14 protein-coding genes are annotated in these 16,847 nt (G+C 65.8%); 6 read left to right on the top strand and 8 right to left on the bottom strand.

The features are described 5' to 3' along the window. Window positions 1-210: 210 nt before the first annotated feature. Both pufL and pufM read left to right on the top strand, forming a co-directional pair. Complete coding sequence (pufL, locus tag AC0QC4_RS01420; protein WP_483657914.1) at window positions 211-1,035, top strand: photosynthetic reaction center subunit L; 825 nt, start codon at window positions 211-213, stop codon at window positions 1,033-1,035. 14 nt (window positions 1,036-1,049) lie between these two features. Next, window positions 1,050-1,976, top strand: coding sequence for a photosynthetic reaction center subunit M (gene pufM, locus AC0QC4_RS01415; protein ID WP_483657912.1), 927 nt, complete (start codon window positions 1,050-1,052; stop codon window positions 1,974-1,976). A gap of 123 nt (window positions 1,977-2,099) precedes the next feature. Here the strand turns inward: pufM and AC0QC4_RS01410 are convergent, their stop codons facing one another. From AC0QC4_RS01410 to AC0QC4_RS01375, 8 genes are all read right to left on the bottom strand, one after another. Continuing rightward, on the bottom strand, window positions 2,100-2,348 hold the full coding sequence (locus AC0QC4_RS01410; RefSeq protein WP_483657910.1) for a hypothetical protein: 249 nt from the start codon (window positions 2,346-2,348) through the stop codon (window positions 2,100-2,102). Window positions 2,349-2,773: 425 nt separating this feature from the next. Continuing rightward, complete coding sequence (locus tag AC0QC4_RS01405) at window positions 2,774-3,049, bottom strand: hypothetical protein (protein ID WP_483657908.1); 276 nt, start codon at window positions 3,047-3,049, stop codon at window positions 2,774-2,776. Window positions 3,050-3,274: 225 nt separating this feature from the next. Continuing rightward, window positions 3,275-3,757 carry a TspO/MBR family protein gene (locus AC0QC4_RS01400; protein ID WP_483657906.1) on the bottom strand — a complete coding sequence of 161 codons (483 nt, stop codon included), beginning with the start codon at window positions 3,755-3,757 and terminating at the stop codon, window positions 3,275-3,277. Between the two features lie 9 nt (window positions 3,758-3,766). Further along, a complete protein-coding gene (locus AC0QC4_RS01395) occupies window positions 3,767-4,963 on the bottom strand; it encodes a geranylgeranyl diphosphate reductase (RefSeq protein ID WP_483657904.1) in 1,197 nt (398 codons plus the stop codon). After that, window positions 4,960-6,282: a BCD family MFS transporter gene (locus AC0QC4_RS01390; RefSeq protein WP_483657902.1), complete on the bottom strand. Its 1,323-nt coding sequence runs from the start codon at window positions 6,280-6,282 to the stop codon at window positions 4,960-4,962. The genes AC0QC4_RS01395 and AC0QC4_RS01390 overlap by 4 nt, the downstream gene beginning before the upstream one ends. Then, window positions 6,279-7,181, bottom strand: a complete 903-nt coding sequence (gene chlG / locus AC0QC4_RS01385; RefSeq protein WP_483657900.1) for a chlorophyll synthase ChlG — start codon at window positions 7,179-7,181, stop codon at window positions 6,279-6,281. The genes AC0QC4_RS01390 and chlG overlap by 4 nt, the downstream gene beginning before the upstream one ends. Window positions 7,182-7,256: 75 nt before the next feature. Continuing rightward, the gene (gene ppsR / locus AC0QC4_RS01380; RefSeq protein ID WP_483657898.1) at window positions 7,257-8,672 is read right to left on the bottom strand and encodes a transcriptional regulator PpsR; all 1,416 of its coding nucleotides are present in this window, start codon (window positions 8,670-8,672) and stop codon (window positions 7,257-7,259) included. Window positions 8,673-8,689: 17 nt separating this feature from the next. Next, window positions 8,690-9,460: a cobalamin B12-binding domain-containing protein gene (locus AC0QC4_RS01375; protein ID WP_483657896.1), complete on the bottom strand. Its 771-nt coding sequence runs from the start codon at window positions 9,458-9,460 to the stop codon at window positions 8,690-8,692. Window positions 9,461-9,843: 383 nt separating this feature from the next. Here AC0QC4_RS01375 and bchF point away from each other — a divergent pair, with 383 nt between their 5' ends. Genes bchF through AC0QC4_RS01355 form a run of 4 tightly spaced genes read left to right on the top strand, consistent with a single transcriptional unit; the run spans window position 9,844 to window position 16,837 of the window. Further along, window positions 9,844-10,314, top strand: a complete 471-nt coding sequence (gene bchF, locus AC0QC4_RS01370) for a 2-vinyl bacteriochlorophyllide hydratase (protein WP_483657894.1) — start codon at window positions 9,844-9,846, stop codon at window positions 10,312-10,314. A 59-nt stretch (window positions 10,315-10,373) separates the two neighbouring features. Further along, the gene (locus tag AC0QC4_RS01365) at window positions 10,374-11,657 is read left to right on the top strand and encodes a ferredoxin:protochlorophyllide reductase (ATP-dependent) subunit N (RefSeq protein WP_483657892.1); all 1,284 of its coding nucleotides are present in this window, start codon (window positions 10,374-10,376) and stop codon (window positions 11,655-11,657) included. 4 nt (window positions 11,658-11,661) lie between these two features. After that, on the top strand, window positions 11,662-13,248 hold the full coding sequence (gene bchB, locus AC0QC4_RS01360) for a ferredoxin:protochlorophyllide reductase (ATP-dependent) subunit B (RefSeq protein ID WP_483657891.1): 1,587 nt from the start codon (window positions 11,662-11,664) through the stop codon (window positions 13,246-13,248). Then, window positions 13,238-16,837 carry a magnesium chelatase subunit H gene (locus tag AC0QC4_RS01355; RefSeq protein ID WP_483657889.1) on the top strand — a complete coding sequence of 1,200 codons (3,600 nt, stop codon included), beginning with the start codon at window positions 13,238-13,240 and terminating at the stop codon, window positions 16,835-16,837. Before bchB ends, AC0QC4_RS01355 begins: the two co-directional genes overlap by 11 nt. Window positions 16,838-16,847: the final 10 nt, after the last annotated feature.

The raw sequence follows: 16,847 nt of genomic DNA, 5'->3' as shown, positions 1-16,847 counted from the left end.
CCCCGGGGGCGCGGCGCTGGCCGTCGCGCCCCGCATCGGGGTCGCCGTGACTGACCGCGCCGGCTGTCATCCCTGACGGATGGCTGCCGGCTGGTCCGGCCCCGCTTGCGCTGGAACGGACCATTCACCCGTCCGGGTGGCAAGAATGGATGTCTGCCCGCCAGGGCGGCCTCGTCAGATTCCGCCCGTCAGGGCAGGAGGGGGTGTGCTGTGTCACTGCTCAGTTTCGAAAGAAAATATCGCGTCCGCGGCGGCACGCTCATCGGGGGCGACCTGTTCGATTTCTGGATCGGACCATTCTACGTCGGCTTTTTCGGCGTCATCTCGGCGATCTGCGCCATATTGGGCACGGCGCTGATCTTCTATGCGGCGTCGCTGGGCGATACCTGGAACCCGCTGCTGATTTCCATCAACCCGCCCGACATCAAATATGGTCTCGGCTTCGCGCCGCTCAAGGAAGGCGGCTTCTGGCAGGTGATCACCATCTGCGCGATGGGGGCGTTCGTCTCCTGGGCGCTGCGAGAGGTGGAGATCTGCCGCAAGCTCGGCATGGGCTATCACGTGCCGGTGGCGTTCGGCTTTGCCATTCTCGCCTATGCAACGCTGGTGATTTTCCGCCCGTTCCTGATGGGCGCATGGGGCTATGGCTTCCCCTACGGCATCTTCACCCACCTCGATTGGGTGTCGAACACCGGCTATTCCTACGTCAACTTCCACTACAATCCGGCGCACATGATCGCCGTGTCCTTCTTCTTCACCACCTGTCTGGCGCTGGCGCTGCACGGCGCGCTGATCCTGTCGGCGGTCAACCCGAAGAAGGGCGAAGAGGTGAAGACGCCGGAGTATGAAGATACCTTCTTCCGCGACTTCATCGGCTATTCGGTCGGCACCATCGGCATCCACCGCCTCGGGCTGTTCCTGGCGCTCAACGCCGGCTTCTGGAGCGCGATCTGCATCATCATCGCCGGGCCATTGTATGCCGGCGGCTGGCCGGAATGGTGGGAATGGTGGCGCAACATTCCGATCTGGTCTTGAGGGGGGAGAGTATCATGGCTCGCTATCAGAATATCTTCACCCAGGTCCAACTGGTCCACGCGCCGGAAATGGGTATGCCGTTGCCCGCCGGAGACGAACGCCGCATCGCGATGACCGGCTTCAGCTACTGGATGGGCAAGTTCGGCCAGGCGCAGATCGGCCCCATCTATCTCGGCTGGCTCGGCCTCGCCTCGCTGCTGTTCGGTTTCCTCGCCTTCGAGATCATCGGGCTCAACATGCTGGCGTCGGTCGGCTGGGATCCGCGCGAGTTCCTGCGCCAGTTCTTCTGGCTGGGGCTCTATCCGCCGCAGCCCGAATATGGCTTCTCGCCGTTCGTGCCGCTGGACAAGGGCGGCTGGTGGATACTGACCGGCTTCTTCCTCACCACATCGGTCCTGCTGTGGTGGGTGCGCGGCTATCGCCGGGCACGGGCACTGGGCATGGGGACGCACGTCTCCTGGGCCTTTGCCGCGGCGATCTGGCTGTTTCTGGTGATCGGCTTCATCCGCCCGTTCTTCATGGGCAGCTGGGCGCAATCGGTGCCGTTCGGCATCTTCCCGCACCTTGAATGGACCAACAACTTCTCGCTGCAATACGGCAACCTGTTCTACAACCCCTTCCACGCGCTCTCGATCGCCTTCCTTTACGGATCGGCACTGCTTTTCGCGATGCACGGGGCGACCATCCTCGCGGTCGGCCGCTATGGTGGCGAGCGCGAGCTGGAGCAGATCACCGACCGCGGCACCGCCTCCGAGCGCGCGGCGCTGTTCTGGCGCTGGACGATGGGCTTCAATGCCACGATGGAATCGATCCATCGCTGGGCGTGGTGGTTCGCCGTCCTCTGCCCGCTGTGCGGCGGCATCGGCATCCTGCTGACGGGTACGGTTGTCGACAACTGGTATCTGTGGGCGATCGAACACCACTACGCGCCTGAATATTGAGCGGGCGTGGCGTCCGGCAGCGACGCCGGACCGCACGTGAAGAAACCCGGTCGAAAGGCCGGGTTTTTTCTGTGCGGCGGGTGTGGATGCCGTTGGGGGCCTGCAAATGCGCTGCCGCCCCGATCAGTAGCACTTGATCTCAAGCACTCGTGCGGTCAGGCGGTGATCAATTCCCTTGGCGCTGAGCGCACGGGAGAGACTGTCGATGTTTTGAACGGCATTGCCATCGCTCAGCCAGCGTCCCTCCCGAATGTCCTCCCAGTAAATGGTCCGAGGAATGATGACGTGGGCAATATCGTCGAAGGCAATGGGTTGGCCCCATATCCCGCCATCGTTGATGCCAAATTCTCCAATGTCGTCGGCGAGCGGCAAGCCCGACGTCCAATATCCTGCATCGGAACCAAGGCGGCTGAAGCTAGGTCGTAAACTCATAAAATGCGCGTTCGAGGTTCGAGGCCATTTTGTTCAGGGCGAGGCGGCAAGGCGCAGGAATAGTGGTTCTATTTCCAGCCTTGCCAACGCTGCCATGAACAAAATGGGTCGAACCCCTGCGGGGCGGTGAAATGGCTTCGATCTCGGCTCCACGCGGTCTTGCCAGTAGAACCACTACTGGCGGCGACCGCCTGAACCCGATATCTTCGCCATTTCACCGCCTCGAACGCGCATTTTATGAGTTTACGACCTAGTGTAAGCACACCATGAGGCGCCCTGCGAGGGCGAACGACTGAAATCGCCGGGCTTCAGACACTCGACACAGGCAAAAAAGAAAGCGCGCCATTGAGCCGCGTCTGGACCGCTCATTCTCCACTCCCGCTCGCGGGTTGTCCGATCATCCCCCGTCGCTTCAGGTCATAGATATGCACCGGAAACGCCAGCGCCAGCGGAAGGGAGATGAAAGGCCAGGCGAGGCCGGTGAGCGCGGCGCGCAGGCCCAGCATCATCAGCACGGCGGGGAGCAGGGCGGGGAGGATGTCTGCCCAGTTCTGGCCGCGCGCTCGGAGCCACAGCGCTTCGACCGCCAGCACCAGCAAAACCACATCGACGGCGTAGCCGGAGGCGAAGAACCGCTCCACTGGCGCTATGTCTTGCAATAAAGAAGAGCGGGTTCACGCAGAGGCGCAGAGGCGCAGAGAGTTATTGCGGCGCAGCCGCTTTCCAAATCCTCGCGGGTCGATGACGCATGGGCCAATTGATGGGCCGCTTCGCGGAATTTATCTACACCTCCGCGTCTCTGCGCCTTTGCGTGAACATATATCAGGCCCGTCGTCACGCGCTGGTCCCGCAGACTCGCCACAGCGTTACCCGAACGGCCCGTTGAGCTGGACCACCTGCCAGTTCAGCACGCCGGCGATGGTCACCCAGATCAGATAGGGCCCGAGCAGTGCGGCTGCTGCCTTCGAAAAGCGCCCGCAGAACCAGATCAGCGCGGCGATGGACAGCCACAGACCCAGCAATTCCCAGAAGGCGAAATCGGGGCGCTGCAGCCGGAAGAACAGGAAGCTCCACAAGAGATTGAGGAAGCCGTTGAGTGCATAAAGGCCCAGTGCGATCTCCAGATCGCGGCGGGTGGGTGCCCGCTCCCAGGTGAATACCCCGGCCAGCGCGATCATGGCGAACACCGCCGTCCAGATGATGCCGAACATGTAGCCGGGCGGCGCCCAGGCGGGCTGTTCGAGCGCGTAATACCAGCTGTCGAGGACGGTAATCGTGCTGCCGACCGCTGCGGTGAGCACCGCCAGCGACCCGGCGATCAGCATCGGCATCAATGCTGCGCGGGTCATGCGCCGCCCTCAGCTATGGACCGAGCGCAGCCCGAACAGATGGCCGAGATCCTTGAAGAATATTCTGACATGCGCCCACGGATCCCGTTTCGGCAATTTCTTGTGCATATAGGCCTGCCAAGTCAAGCGCTGCACATCCTCGTCGGCGCACATCGCCACGAAGCGTTCGCGGCGGGCATCGCTCGAATACCAGAAATACTGCATGACGCCGAGGATCCAGAATACCCGGCCATGCTCCTTCATGAACGCCTTGCGCGCCTTGCGCAGCGCGCTGGCCTTGCCAGTGGCGAGGAAGGCGGCAACCGCGGCGGCGCTGGTCCGGCCTGCGGTCATCGCATAATAGATGCCCTCGCCCGAGGAGGGGGCGACCACCCCGGCGGCGTCGCCGGCCACCACCACGTTGCGGCCATTGTCCCAGCGCTTGAGCGGCTTGAGCGGGATCGGCGCGCCTTCGGTGCGCACCGTCTTCCAATGGGCAAGCCCGGTCTGTTCGCGCATCAGCCGTGTCGTTTCGCGCAGCGGAAAGCCCTTGTCGGCGCTGCCCAGGCCGATGCTGGCCTGTTTGCCGTGCGGGAAGATCCAGGCGTAGAAATCGGGTGAGAGATGGCCCTGATAATAGACGTCGCAGCGGGTGCGGTCATAATCGGCGTCTATCGCCTCCGGCACCTCTACCACCTCATGATAGGCGAAGACACAAGGGACGCGGTCGGCGTCGGGAATGCATTGGCGGGCGACGCCGGAGCGCGCCCCGTCCGCACCGATCACGGCGCGCGCAGTGACCGTTTCGAGTTCGGCATGGCGATCGCGGCGGTAGGAAAGGCGGACAATGGCGGCGCCGTCATCCACTTCCTCGCAGCGGCCGGTGACGCGGGTCGCGCCTGCGGACGCGGCGCGGGCGCGCAGCCATTCGTCGAACGTGTCGCGATCGACCATGCCGACATAGCCGCCGTCGCCGACCGGCATCACCACCTTGCGGTTCGACGGCGCGATGATGCGGGCCGAATGGGCATGGGCGACGAGCAGCCACGGCGGAATGTCGAAATCCTTGAGCAGGCGCGGCGGTACCGCCCCGCCGCACGGCTTGATCCGGCCTGCCCGGTCGAGCAGCATGACCTTGTGACCGGCCACGGCGAGATCGTGCGCCGCGGTCGCGCCCGATGGGCCTCCGCCGACGACGATGACATCAAAGTCAGGCTGGCTGCTCATATGGGTATGGCCTTTCCCGTGGAAGGGGTGCGCGTCAGCCGGGTGCCGACGGCGACGAGCGCGGCGAGGACGAACATCGCTGCTTCGGCCGCGAAAACGGTAGTGAAGGCAAGGCTGTCCGGCCCGCGGCTGCGCAGCAGGTCGACGATCATCGCGCCGGCGAGACCGCCGCTGCCGAAGGCGATGGCTTGCGCCGCGCCCCACACGCCCATGCGCGCACCCTCGCTGCCCGACCCGTCGGACGCCATGCCGAGCATCGCGCCGACCGCTGCAACCGCGAAAATGCCGTTGGTGAAGCCGAGGCCGAAGACATTGGCAGCCAGCGGCCAGCCGGGGCCGACCGAGGCGGCCAGCGCCAGCCCGGCGAGCATGGCGGCCGAGCCGAAACAGCCAAGCATGATCCACAGCCGCGGATTCTGCCCGTAGCGGCGCGCGTGCAGGGTGCCGCCGAGCCCGGCGAGCAGCATGCCGACGAGGATACCGCTATGCTGCACCCCGGCAAGGCTGGTCGACTCACCCGGGGTGAAGCCGAACATCAAGCCGGCGAAAGGCTCCAGGACCAGATCCTGCATCGAATAGGCGATCATCGACACGAACACGAAACCGGTGAAGCGGCGTGCCTGCGTGTCCGCCCAGATGGCGCGCAGGGTGTCGCCGAAATCCGGCTGCGCGGCATCGCTGCGCGCGGGGGCGACCGGGCGGCTGTTCGCCTCGACGCCGGCCAGCGCCAGCATCGCGGTGCAGAAGGCGGCGAGCACGACCAGGCTGGTGACGACCGCCAGACGGACTTCGCTGAACGGATCAAGCCACGCACCCGAGACTCCGGCGGCGACGACGATGCCGGCGACCATCATCGTCCAGCTGATCGCGGCGGCCGCGGGCTTGCGCGCTTCGGACACCCGCGATGCCAGCAGCGCCAGCAGCGCAGTGCCCGCCATGCCGACGCCAAAGCCGATCATGGTGAAGCCGGTGATGGCGAGCAGGAACGGCAGGATGCCGCCGCCGGCCAGCATCACCGTTGCGTCGATAGTCGCGAGGATGCCGAGCGCGAGTATGGAGAGCCCGCCGACGATCCACGGGCTGCGGCGGGCGGCGCGGTCCGAGCGATGGCCCCAGATGGGGCGGCTCAACTGGACCGCATAATGCCAGGCCACGAGCGCGGCGGGGATGGCGGCGGCGATGCCATATTCGACCACCATCACCCGGTTGAGCAACGAGGTGGCCAGCATCACCATGGCGCCGATCGCCGCCTGCACGGCACCGAGCCGGACGATGGTGAACCAGCCAATACCCGGCGCAGTCGATACGGAAACGGTCATAGATAGCCTCCAAGGCCGAGGGCGGCAGCGAGCATGCCGAGCACGTAGAGCGAGACGCCGGTGGCGTTGTACCAGGGGGCGAGCCGCGCCGGGTCGCGCACCAACCGCACCATCAGCGCGAGCTGGGCGACGAGCAGCAGACCGACGATGAGCGCCGGCAGCGTCAGGCCGTTCCACGCCAGCAGGGCGACGACGATGAACTGGGCCAGCGCCATCGCCGCGCAGGCCCACAGCGCCGCGCCGCGTACGCCCAGCACCACCGGCAGCGATGCCAGCCCGGTCGCGCGGTCGCCCTCCACCGCCTTGAAATCGTTGAGCGTCATGATGCCGTGCGCCCCCAGGCTGTAGAGGAGCAGCACCGCCAGCGTGAGCGGAGAGGGCAGGGCGGCGAGCATGACGGCAGCGCCGGTGAACCATGACAGCCCTTCATAGCTGAGCGCACAGGCGAGCGGGCCGAACCAGCCGCTGCGCTTGAGCCGCAACGGCGGGGCGCTGTAGGCCCAGCCGCTGAACAGCGCGACCATCGTCGCCAGCAGCACCCAGCTGCCCAGCAAGGCCGCGATGGCAAGCGCGGTCAGTGACCCGGCGAGCGCGATGCCGACCGGCCAGCGGCCCGGAACGCGGCCGGAGGGAATGGGACGACGTGGCTCGTTGATCGCGTCGACATGCCGGTCGCACCAGTCGTTGATGACCTGCGCGGTGCCGCAGACGATGGGCCCGGTGAGCGCGATGCCGGCCACGAGAAACAGCCAGTTGTCGACAATCGAGATGCCTGAGGACACGACGCCGCACAGGAAGGCCCACATCGGCGGGAACCAGGTGACCGGCTTGCTGAGTTCCACGACGTCCCGCAGCCGCGGGCGGGCATGGAGGGTGCGGGGAAGTGCCGAGTCCGACATAGCAGAAAGCTATGTCGGACAGTACAGAGTGTCAATCAAATTGGACAGTTTTTCGGCGGTTCCGGGGTAGCTGTGTCAATCGCGACCGATCAGATGCCCGAGCCCGTGCCGGTGCAGCTTCGAATAGAGGCTTTGCCGGCTGAGGCCGAGGATTTCGGCTGCCGAGGCGCGATTATCCGCCGTGTGCACCAGCGCCGCTTCGATACACATGCGCTCGATCAGGTCGGTACTTTCGCGGACAATTTCCTTGAGCGGTTTGCGGCCGACCAGTTCGGTGAGCTGCTCGACCGAGCGCGGATAGTCCTGTCCGCCTGCCGGCAGATCGCGCTCACGCCGGCCGACGCTGCGGATCGCATAGCCGAACAGCGAGTGGTTGCGCTCGACCATGACCGCCGAAATCTCCACGGGCTCGTCCTGCCCGGTCAGATCGACCAGGATCGAACCGAAATTGCGGATGGCGCCATGCTCGCGCAGCTGCTTCTTGAGCAGATTGAGATCGACATCGGGCCGCCCGATGAAACGCCCGAGCGATGCGCCGACCAACTGCTCGACGGAGCCGGCCTGGACGAGATCGGCAAAAGCGCGATTGGCGACGATGATCGCCTGTTTCTCGTCCGTCACCACGAAGGCGTCGGGCATCTGGTCGACCATGTCGAGAATGTGCCGGTCCGACTGCTTGCCCGGCACTTCGTGCAGGCCGTCGTCGATGGTGACCAGCCAGTGCTGCTTGCCTGCCTGGCGGAAGGCGACAGCCGAGAGGCGCACATAGCCCGGCCGGCCGGCCAGACGTACGCTGACCGGCGCGGTGGCGCTGTTGACCGCGATCGCGCCGATATAGGCGCTGACATCGTCACGGCTGGCAGGTTCGACCAGCGTCAGCAACGACTTGCCGTCGAGCGACCCCGGCGGCAGCGCCAGCAGGGCATGGCAGGCGCGATTGGCCTGCTGGACTACCAGCGTATCCCCATCGACCATCAGCACCGGATAGGCGATGATGTCGAAGAGCAGCCGGTAGCGCGTCTCGGTCTGGCGCAGGTGCAGATAGTCGCGCTCCATCGACTGCTGGGTCTTGAGCAGCCGCTGTTGCAGCAGCGCCAGTGCCCGCTGGTCGCGACCGATGGCCAGGCCCATGCCGCCGGCGATGGGGCGCAGCAGCCGATAGCTGACGGGAATATATTCGCCGTCATTGAGATGGTTCACCTGCCGCCAGACATGGGGATCGCGGCCGTTGCCCGCCAGCAGTTCCTCGATCTTGGGCCGGCTTTCCGACGACACGGTGTCGACCCAGCGGCGGCCAAGATATTCGGTGGCAAAGCCATGCTGGTGCATTCCGGCAGAAACGTCACGGATGATGCCGTCTTCGTCGACGGCAAGCATCAGGTCTCCGGCGGTGTGGGCAAGGCGCGCCGTGTCGGCAGCGGTGAAACCGTCAAAAATCGCATCTGGATCGTTGAAAGAGGTCCAGTCATGGCTGGGATGTTCACCATTCATCGTCCGGGGCCATTTCCCTACGCCAGATAATCCAGACCGACCCCGACGACGGGGACAAGGCGATCCGCCACCGCGACCGCCGACGATGCGTCGACCGCCGTCGCATCTGCACCACACTCAACTGCCAGATGGGGCTGGCTGTTGATTGCTTGCCCACCGACCATGATCTTGAGATGCCGGTTGACCGCTACCGTCCTGAGACTGGTGATCAACTGGCCAAGCCGCGCGCTAGAGCAATCGCAGGATATGGTCAATGCGACGACATCATAGGGTTGGCTGGCGCATTTGACGGTCAATTCGGAGGCGGACGGCTCCAGCAGGACATCGGTCTGCCAGCCGCTGCGCTCGAACAGGTCGGCGACCATCAGCGTGCCGAGGCTGTGCTGGTCATCGGGCATGGGCGACAGCAGCGCCGATCGCATGCCGCTGCCCCTGGCTTGCGGCGGAGGGACCCGCACGGTCAGTTCGCGCAGGATTTCCTGGATGCGCCACAGCCCCATGGTGACGGCGACGAAGTCGGCTTCATCGGTTTCCCAATAGGTGCCGAGCAGACGGGCGGCCGGTGCCAGCATCTCGATGTAGATCGATTCCACCGAATGGCCGGCCGCGAGCCGGCGGTCGATGATCCTGAGCAGACGCGTGGTCTTTTCGCTGATGCACAGGCGGGTGAATTCGACGATTTCCTGTTCGCTGAAGCGGTGGCTGGTGCGTTTGGCAGAAGGACCGAACAATGTTCCGGCGAGGCTACGCTCCGGGTCGATGCTGGTGGCGATCAGCCGGGGGATCACGAGCTGTTCGACAAGTCGGTTGACCTCTTTGCGGGCGCTGTCGCCCGCACGTGCATCCTCGCCGCCCGGTCGCGCTGCGACGGCATCCGCGCCGGACCGCCCAGCTTTGTTTCGGCCGCGTTGACCAGCCCCATCGCTGAGTCCGGACTTTAATCCCGCTTGCCTGAATATGCTGGCCATCAACAGACTCTCCCGAAGTCTGGTCGGCGCGGAATACGTCGGCCCGTCGGGGGCTGCTCCTTCGGCCCCCCGTGAGTCGGGAGACTATAGACAAACAGCGTCGAGCGCAAACCGGAATGTCACCGAAACTAGACGTCCAAAAAACTTGACACTTTTCGGAAGTCGCCGCAGACTTTGCCGGGAGAACAAGGGAGACAGGGCGCTTGCATACCGGCAGCCAACCAAGTCCGGCCAGTTTCGGCTCGGAAAGCGCGGTTCGCACGGCCGTGGCGCCGCTGTACACGCCCGAGCAGCGCCGGCGGCGCGACGAGTCGCGCTGGACGATCGTGCAGGGGGTGCTGGCGCCCGTGCAGTTCCTTATCTTCGCCATCAGCCTCGGTCTGGTGTTGCGCTTCCTTGCCACCGGAGCCGGTGAAGCCGCAGCCGACGCCTCGATCGTCGCCAAAACGCTGGCGCTCTATGCGATCATGATCACCGGTTCGATCTGGGAAAAGCAGGTCTTCGGCGAATGGCTGTTCGCCAAACCCTTCTTCTGGGAAGATGTGTTCAGCATGGCAGTGCTGGCGCTGCACACCGCCTATCTGGTCATGCTGTTCGGCGGCCATGGCAGCGCCGAGCAGCGGATGGTCGTCGCGCTGTGCGGCTATGCTGCCTATCTCATCAACGCCGGCTAGTTCCTCTGGAAGCTCAGGGTCGCGCGATTGCAGACATCGCCAGCATTGGCGGGTGCGGCATGACCGCCCAGGGCCCCGTCGCCACCCCCGCAGGCGGCGATTGCGGCCCTGTGCTCAAGGAGCGTGGCCAGCGAGAGGTATTCTGCGGGCTGACCGGTATCATCTGGATGCATCGCAAGATGCAGGATGCCTTTTTCCTCGTCGTCGGTTCGCGCACCTGCGCCCACCTGCTGCAATCGGCAGCAGGCGTGATGATCTTTGCCGAACCGCGCTTTGCCACCGCGATCATGGAAGAACGCGATCTTGCCGGCCTGGCCGATGCCAATGAGGAGCTTGACCGCATCGTCGACCAGCTGCTGGCGCGGCGGCCGGAGATCAAGACGCTGTTCCTGGTCGGCAGCTGCCCGTCGGAAGTGATCAAGCTCGACCTCGCCAAGGCCGCGCAGCGCCTGTCGGTCAAGCATGGCGGGGCGGTGCGCATCGTCAACTATTCGGGCAGCGGCATCGAAACCACTTTCACCGAAGGCGAAGACGCCTGCCTGGCGGCGCTGGTGCCGGAGATGCCGACGCCGGCTGCCGATGCGCCGCTCAATCTGCTGGTGGTGGGTGCGCTGCCCGACATCGTCGAGGACCAGTTCCGCCGCCTGTTCGACGCCATCGGCATCGCCCCGGTCGGCTTCCTGCCCGAGCGGGCGGTGGCGGATCTGCCCGCCGTCGGCCCTGAAACGCGCTACCTGCTGGCTCAGCCTTTCCTCGGCGCAACCGGGCAGGCGCTGGACGCGCGCGGAGCGCAGCGTATCGATGCGCTGTTCCCCTTCGGCATCGAAGGGACCAGCGACTGGCTTTCTGCCGCTGCCGAGGCGTTCGGCATCGACCGCGCGCATGTCGAGACGGTGCTCGCACCCTATCGCCAGCGCGGGGAGACAGCGCTGGCGCACCATCGCGAGCGGCTGGCGGGCCGGTCCATCTTCTTCATGCCGGATTCGCAGCTGGAGCTGCCGCTGGCCCGTTTCCTCAGCCGCGAAATGGGGATGGTGCTCACCGAAGTCGGCACGCCATTCCTGCATGCGCGCCACATGGCGCAGGAGCTTGCCGCCCTCCCCGCCGGAGTGACCATCAGCGAAGGGCAGGACGTCGATCGGCAGCTCGACCGGGTGCGCGCCGTGCGGGCCGACCTGACGGTGTGCGGCCTCGGCCTTGCCAACCCGCTGGAGGCCGAAGGGCTCTCGACCAAATGGGCGATCGAGCTCGTCTTCTCCCCGATCCACGGTTTCGACCAGGCTGGCGATCTTGCCGAACTGTTCGCGCGGCCCCTGCGCCGTCGCGACATGCTGAGGATATAGCGCCATGCAGCTGTCGGTCTGGACCTATGAAGGCCCGCCCCATGTCGGCGCGATGCGGGTCGCGACGGCGATGCGCGGGCTGCACTATCTGTTGCACGCGCCGCAGGGCGACACCTACGCCGACCTGCTGTTCACCATGATCGAGCGGCGCGGCCATCGCCCGCCGGTGACATACACCACCTTCCAGGCGCGCGATCTCGGCAAGGACACCTCGGAGCTGTTCCAGACGGCCGCGCTCGATGCGATCGAGCGCTTCCGGCCAGATGCCATGATCGTCGGCGCATCCTGCACCGCAGAGCTGATCCAGGACGATCCGGCCGGGCTGATCGAAAAAATGGGGCTCCCCATCCCCGTCATTCCGCTGGAGCTGCCGAGCTACAGCCGCAAGGAACATTGGGGCGCGGCGGAGACATTCTACCAGATCGTCCGCCATCTTGCCGACCGCAGCGTGCGCGCCAGCGACCACGCCAACCGTCGGCCGCTCGCCAATTTGCTGGGGCCGACGGCGCTCGGTTTCCGCCACCGTGACGATGTCGAGGAAGTCAGCCGGCTGCTGCGAGCGCTGGGTATCGACATCAATGTCGTCGCGCCCCTGGACGCCAGCGTCAGCGATATCGCGCGGCTTGGTGCGGCCGATTTCAACATTCTCCTCTACCCGGAGACCGGCGAGCTGGCGGCGCAGTATCTCGAGCGGACCTTCCATCAGCCGATGGTGCGCACCGTGCCGATCGGGGTCGGCGCCACGCGCGAATTCATCCGCGAAGTCGCGGCTCTGGCAGGGGTCGATCCGCAGCCGGTGCTGGACGATGCCCAGTCGCGCATGCCGTGGTGGAGCCGGTCGATCGACTCGACCTATCTGACCGGCAAGCGTGTCTTCATCTTCGCGGACGGAACGCACGCGGTCGCGGCGGCACGGATTGCCAGCGAGGAACTGGGATTCAAGGTCGTTGGGCTGGGCTGCTATAACCGCGAACATGCCCGCGGCGTGCGCGAAGCCGCCAGAAAGCTCGGCATCGAGCCGCTGATCACCGACGATCATCTGGCGGTCGAGGCCGCCATCCAGGAGGCGCAGCCCGAACTGGTGCTGGGCACGCAGATGGAGCGGCACATCGCCAAGCGCTTTGCCATTCCCTGCGCGGTCATCTCCGCGCCGGTGCATGTCCAGGATTTTCCTGCCCGCTATTCCCCGCAGATGGGCTTCGAAGGCGCGAATGTGATCTTCGACAGCTGGGTGCATCCGCTGGTGATGGGCCTCGAGGAGCATCTGCTGACGATGTTCCGCGACGATTTCGAATTTCATGATGCGGCGGGCGCGTCGCATCTTCATGCTCCACTCCCATCCCGGGGAGAGGCCGGGGGCGCGGACCAGCCGGACACCGCAGCGGTGGCCGCGGCGCTCCCAATCCCATCCGCCCAAGAGGCCGACACCGTCATCCTGTGGAGCACGGAGGCGCAGTCCGAACTGCGCAAGATACCCTTCTTCGTGCGCGGCAAGGCGCGGCGCAACGCCGAGCTGTTCGCTGTCGAACGCGGTGTCGCGACCATCGAGCTTGCCACGCTTTACGAAGCGAAAGCGCATTATGCCCGGTAAGGCCGCCCCTGCCGCCAGCGCCGCAGTGCGCGTGGTCATCGTGACGCTGGACAATCATCTGGCGGGCGCGGTGGAGCGCGCCAACCGGGTGCTGGCACCGGACAATATCGGCATCGCGCTGTTCGCCGCGTCCGACTGGGATCGGGACCCGACCGTGCTGGACCGGGCGCAGGCCGCGATTGCCGAAGCGGATGTGGTGATTGCCACCATGCTGTTCCTCGAAGACCATGTGCGGGCCATCCACCCGGCGCTGCTGGCGCGGCGCGACCATTGCGACGCCATGGTCGGCATCATGTCCGCTGCGGATATCGTCAAGCTGACCAGGCTCGGCAGCTACAGCATGGACAAGCCTGCCAAGGGACCGATGGCGCTGCTCAAGAAGCTGCGCGGATCGTCGAAGCCCGGTGGCAGCTCGGGCGCCGGTCAGATGAAGATGCTGCGCCGCCTGCCCAAGATCCTGCGCTTCATCCCCGGCCCCGCGCAGGATGTGCGGCACTATTTCCTGACGCTGCAATATTGGCTGAGCGGATCCGACGACAATGTCGTCGACATGGTGCGCGGCCTGATCGATCGCTTTGCAAGCGGCCCGCGCGCGGCGTTGAAGGGCCGTCTGCCGGCGCAGCCGCCCCGCTCCTATCCCGATGTCGGCCTCTATCATCCCGCGCTGGCAGAGCGGATCGTCGAAGACGCAGCGCGTCTGCCGCGCTCGGCCAAGGCGCGCGGCACGGTCGGCGTGCTGATGCTGCGTTCCTATTTGCTGGGGCGCGACAGCGGGCATTATGACGGCATGATCGCCGCGCTGGAACAGGCCGGGCTCAATGTCGTGCCGGCGTTCGCCAGCGGCCTCGACGCCCGCCCGGCCATCGACCGCTATTTCGTCCGCGGCGGCAAGCCGATCGTCGATGCCGTGGTCAACCTCACCGGGTTCAGCCTGGTCGGTGGTCCCGCTTACAATGATGTCGATGCCGCCGTGACGACGCTCTCGGCGCTCGACGTGCCCTATGTCGCCGCGCATCCCATCGAGTTCCAGTCGCTCGAACAATGGGGCGCCGGGCGAATGGGCCTGCTGCCGCTTGAAACGACGATGATGGTGGCGATCCCCGAACTCGACGGCGCGATCGTGCCCAGCGTGTTCGGCGGCCGGTCGGACGGTTCCGCCGAAGGCTGCACCGGGTGCGAGCGTCGCTGCACCTTCGCCGTCGCCGATGGCATTCGCGCGATGCACAGCTGCCCTGAGCGCGCGGAGGCGCTGGCGGCAAAGACGGTGTCGCTGATCGCGCTGCGCCGGTCCGAGCGCGCCACGCGCAAGCTGGCCATCGTGCTGTTCAACTTCCCGCCCAACGCCGGGGCGACCGGCACGGCCGCGCACCTCGCCGTGTTCGAATCGCTGCATGCAACGCTGCTGCGCCTCGCCGCCGAGGGCTATGCCGTCGATGTGCCCGACAGTGTCGATGCGCTGCGCGACGCACTGCTGGTCGGCAATGCGGCCCAGTTCGGTGCCGACGCCAATGTCGCGGCGCGCATCTCCGCCGACGATCATGTTCGGCGCGAGCCCTATCTGCGCGCGATCGAGGCGCAATGGGGCCCGGCCCCCGGCCGCCAGCAAAGCGACGGGGCGTCGATCCATGTGCTCGGCGCTGCGTTCGGCAACGTGTTTGTCGGCGTGCAGCCGTCCTTCGGCTACGAAGGCGATCCGATGCGGCTATTGTTCGAAGGCGGCTTCACCCCGACCCATGCCTTCAGCACCTTCTATCGCTGGCTGCGCGAGGATTTTGCCGCCGATGCGGTGCTGCATTTCGGCACCCACGGCGCGCTTGAATTCATGCCCGGCAAGCAGGCCGGCATGAGCGGCGATTGCTGGCCCGAACGGATGATCGGCGCGCTGCCCAATTTCTACATCTATGCTTCCAACAACCCGTCGGAAGGGATCATCGCCAAGCGCCGTTCGGGCGCGACGCTGATCAGCTATCTGACTCCGCCGCTGGCGGAAGCCGGGCTGTACAAGGGCTTTGCCGACCTGAAGGCGATGCTGGAACGCTATCGCGCGCTGCCGGGCGACAGCGCGGAGCGCGGCGATCTTGCGGAGATGATCCGCGACCGTAGCGCCGATCTGGAAATAGAAGCTGAGGATCTCGATGCCCTGTCGGGCCGCCTGTACGAGATCGAGCGCGAGCTTATCCCGCATGGCCTGCACGTGTTCGGCAAGCCGCCGACCGCAGAAGAACGGGCGGGATTGCTGCATGCGATTGCCACGGCATCGCCCGGAGTCGACCAGCCCGCGATGGCCGCGCAGCTCGATGCCAACGACGAACTCGGCGCGCTGGTTCATGCGCTGGACGGCGGCTATGTGCTGCCGGCGCCCGGCGGCGATCTCATCAAGAATCCGGACGTGCTGCCGACGGGCCGCAACATCCATGGCTTCGACCCGTTCCGCATCCCCAGCAGCTTTGCTTGCGTGCAGGGTGAGCGGCAGGCCGAGCAGCTGATCGCGCGGCACATCGCCAATGGCGGCAAGCTCCCTGAAAGCATCGCGATGGTGCTGTGGGGCACGGACAATCTCAAGAGCGAGGGCGCGCAGATCGCGCAGGCCATGGCGCTGATCGGCGCCCGCCCGCGGTTCGACGATTACGGTCGGCTGGCCGGTGCCGACCTGATCCCGCTCGACGCGCTCGGCCGCCCGCGCATCGATGTCGTCGTCACCCTGTCGGGCATCTTCCGCGACCTGCTGCCGCTGCAGACCCGCATGATCGCCGAGGCGGCCTGGCTCGCCGCCACCGCCGACGAGCCCGTCGATCGCAACTTTGTCCGCAAGCACAGCCTGGCGCACAGCGCCGCGCAGGGATGCGATCTCGACACCGCTGCGCTGCGGGTCTTTTCCAACGCGCAGGGCGCCTATGGCGCCAACGTCAACATGATGATCGACAGCGGGTCCTGGACCGATCCCGAAGAGCTGGCGACCATGTTCGAAACCCACAAGGGCTATGCCTATGGCCGCAAGGGCGCGCCGGTGCAGCAGCGCGCGCTGCTCGAGGCCGAGCTTGCGGGCGTCGAACTCACCTACCAGAATCTGGAATCGGTCGAGCTCGGCGTGATGGACATCGACCATTATGTCGACGGGCTGGGCGCCATGTCGCGCGCCGTTACCAAGGCGCGGGGCACGGCCGCGCCGGTCTATATCGTCGATGCGACACAGGGCGACACCAAGGTGCGCACGCTGGGCGAGCAGATCGACATCGAAACGCGAACCCGCATGCTCAATCCGGGCTGGTACGAAGCCATGCTCAAGCATGGTTTCGAAGGGGTCCGCAATCTTGAAAGCCATGTGACCACGACCGTGGGCTGGTCGGCCACCACCGGCAGCGTTTCGCCATGGGTCTATCAGCAGATCAGCGAGACATTCGTGCTCGATGCCGAGATGCGCGCGCGCCTCTCCGCGCTCAACCCCAAAGCTTCGGCCCGTGTTGCCGACCGGCTGCTGGAAGCCTGCGAACGCGAACTGTGGACGCCCGATGCCGCGACCCTCGCGGCGCTGAAAGCGGCAAGCAACGATCTGGAGGACAGGCTGGAAGGCCTGATCCCGGCAGAATGACTGGAGCAAC

The sequence above is a fragment of the Sphingomonas sp. jy18 genome, from assembly GCF_056931895.1.
The sequence above is the reverse complement of the archived record's forward strand: the minus strand, read 5'-3'. Positions and strand labels throughout refer to the sequence as shown.

Coding starts and splice junctions, on each gene's coding strand:
- pufM (WP_483657912.1), top strand. CDS start 1,050: ATGGCTCGCTATCAGAATATCTTCACCCAGGTCCAACTGGTCCACGCG.
- AC0QC4_RS01400 (WP_483657906.1), bottom strand. CDS start 3,757: ATGACCCGCGCAGCATTGATGCCGATGCTGATCGCCGGGTCGCTGGCG.
- AC0QC4_RS01395 (WP_483657904.1), bottom strand. CDS start 4,963: ATGAGCAGCCAGCCTGACTTTGATGTCATCGTCGTCGGCGGAGGCCCA.
- AC0QC4_RS01390 (WP_483657902.1), bottom strand. CDS start 6,282: ATGACCGTTTCCGTATCGACTGCGCCGGGTATTGGCTGGTTCACCATC.
- chlG (WP_483657900.1), bottom strand. CDS start 7,181: ATGTCGGACTCGGCACTTCCCCGCACCCTCCATGCCCGCCCGCGGCTG.
- ppsR (WP_483657898.1), bottom strand. CDS start 8,672: ATGAATGGTGAACATCCCAGCCATGACTGGACCTCTTTCAACGATCCA.
- AC0QC4_RS01365 (WP_483657892.1), top strand. CDS start 10,374: ATGACCGCCCAGGGCCCCGTCGCCACCCCCGCAGGCGGCGATTGCGGC.
- bchB (WP_483657891.1), top strand. CDS start 11,662: ATGCAGCTGTCGGTCTGGACCTATGAAGGCCCGCCCCATGTCGGCGCG.
- AC0QC4_RS01355 (WP_483657889.1), top strand. CDS start 13,238: ATGCCCGGTAAGGCCGCCCCTGCCGCCAGCGCCGCAGTGCGCGTGGTC.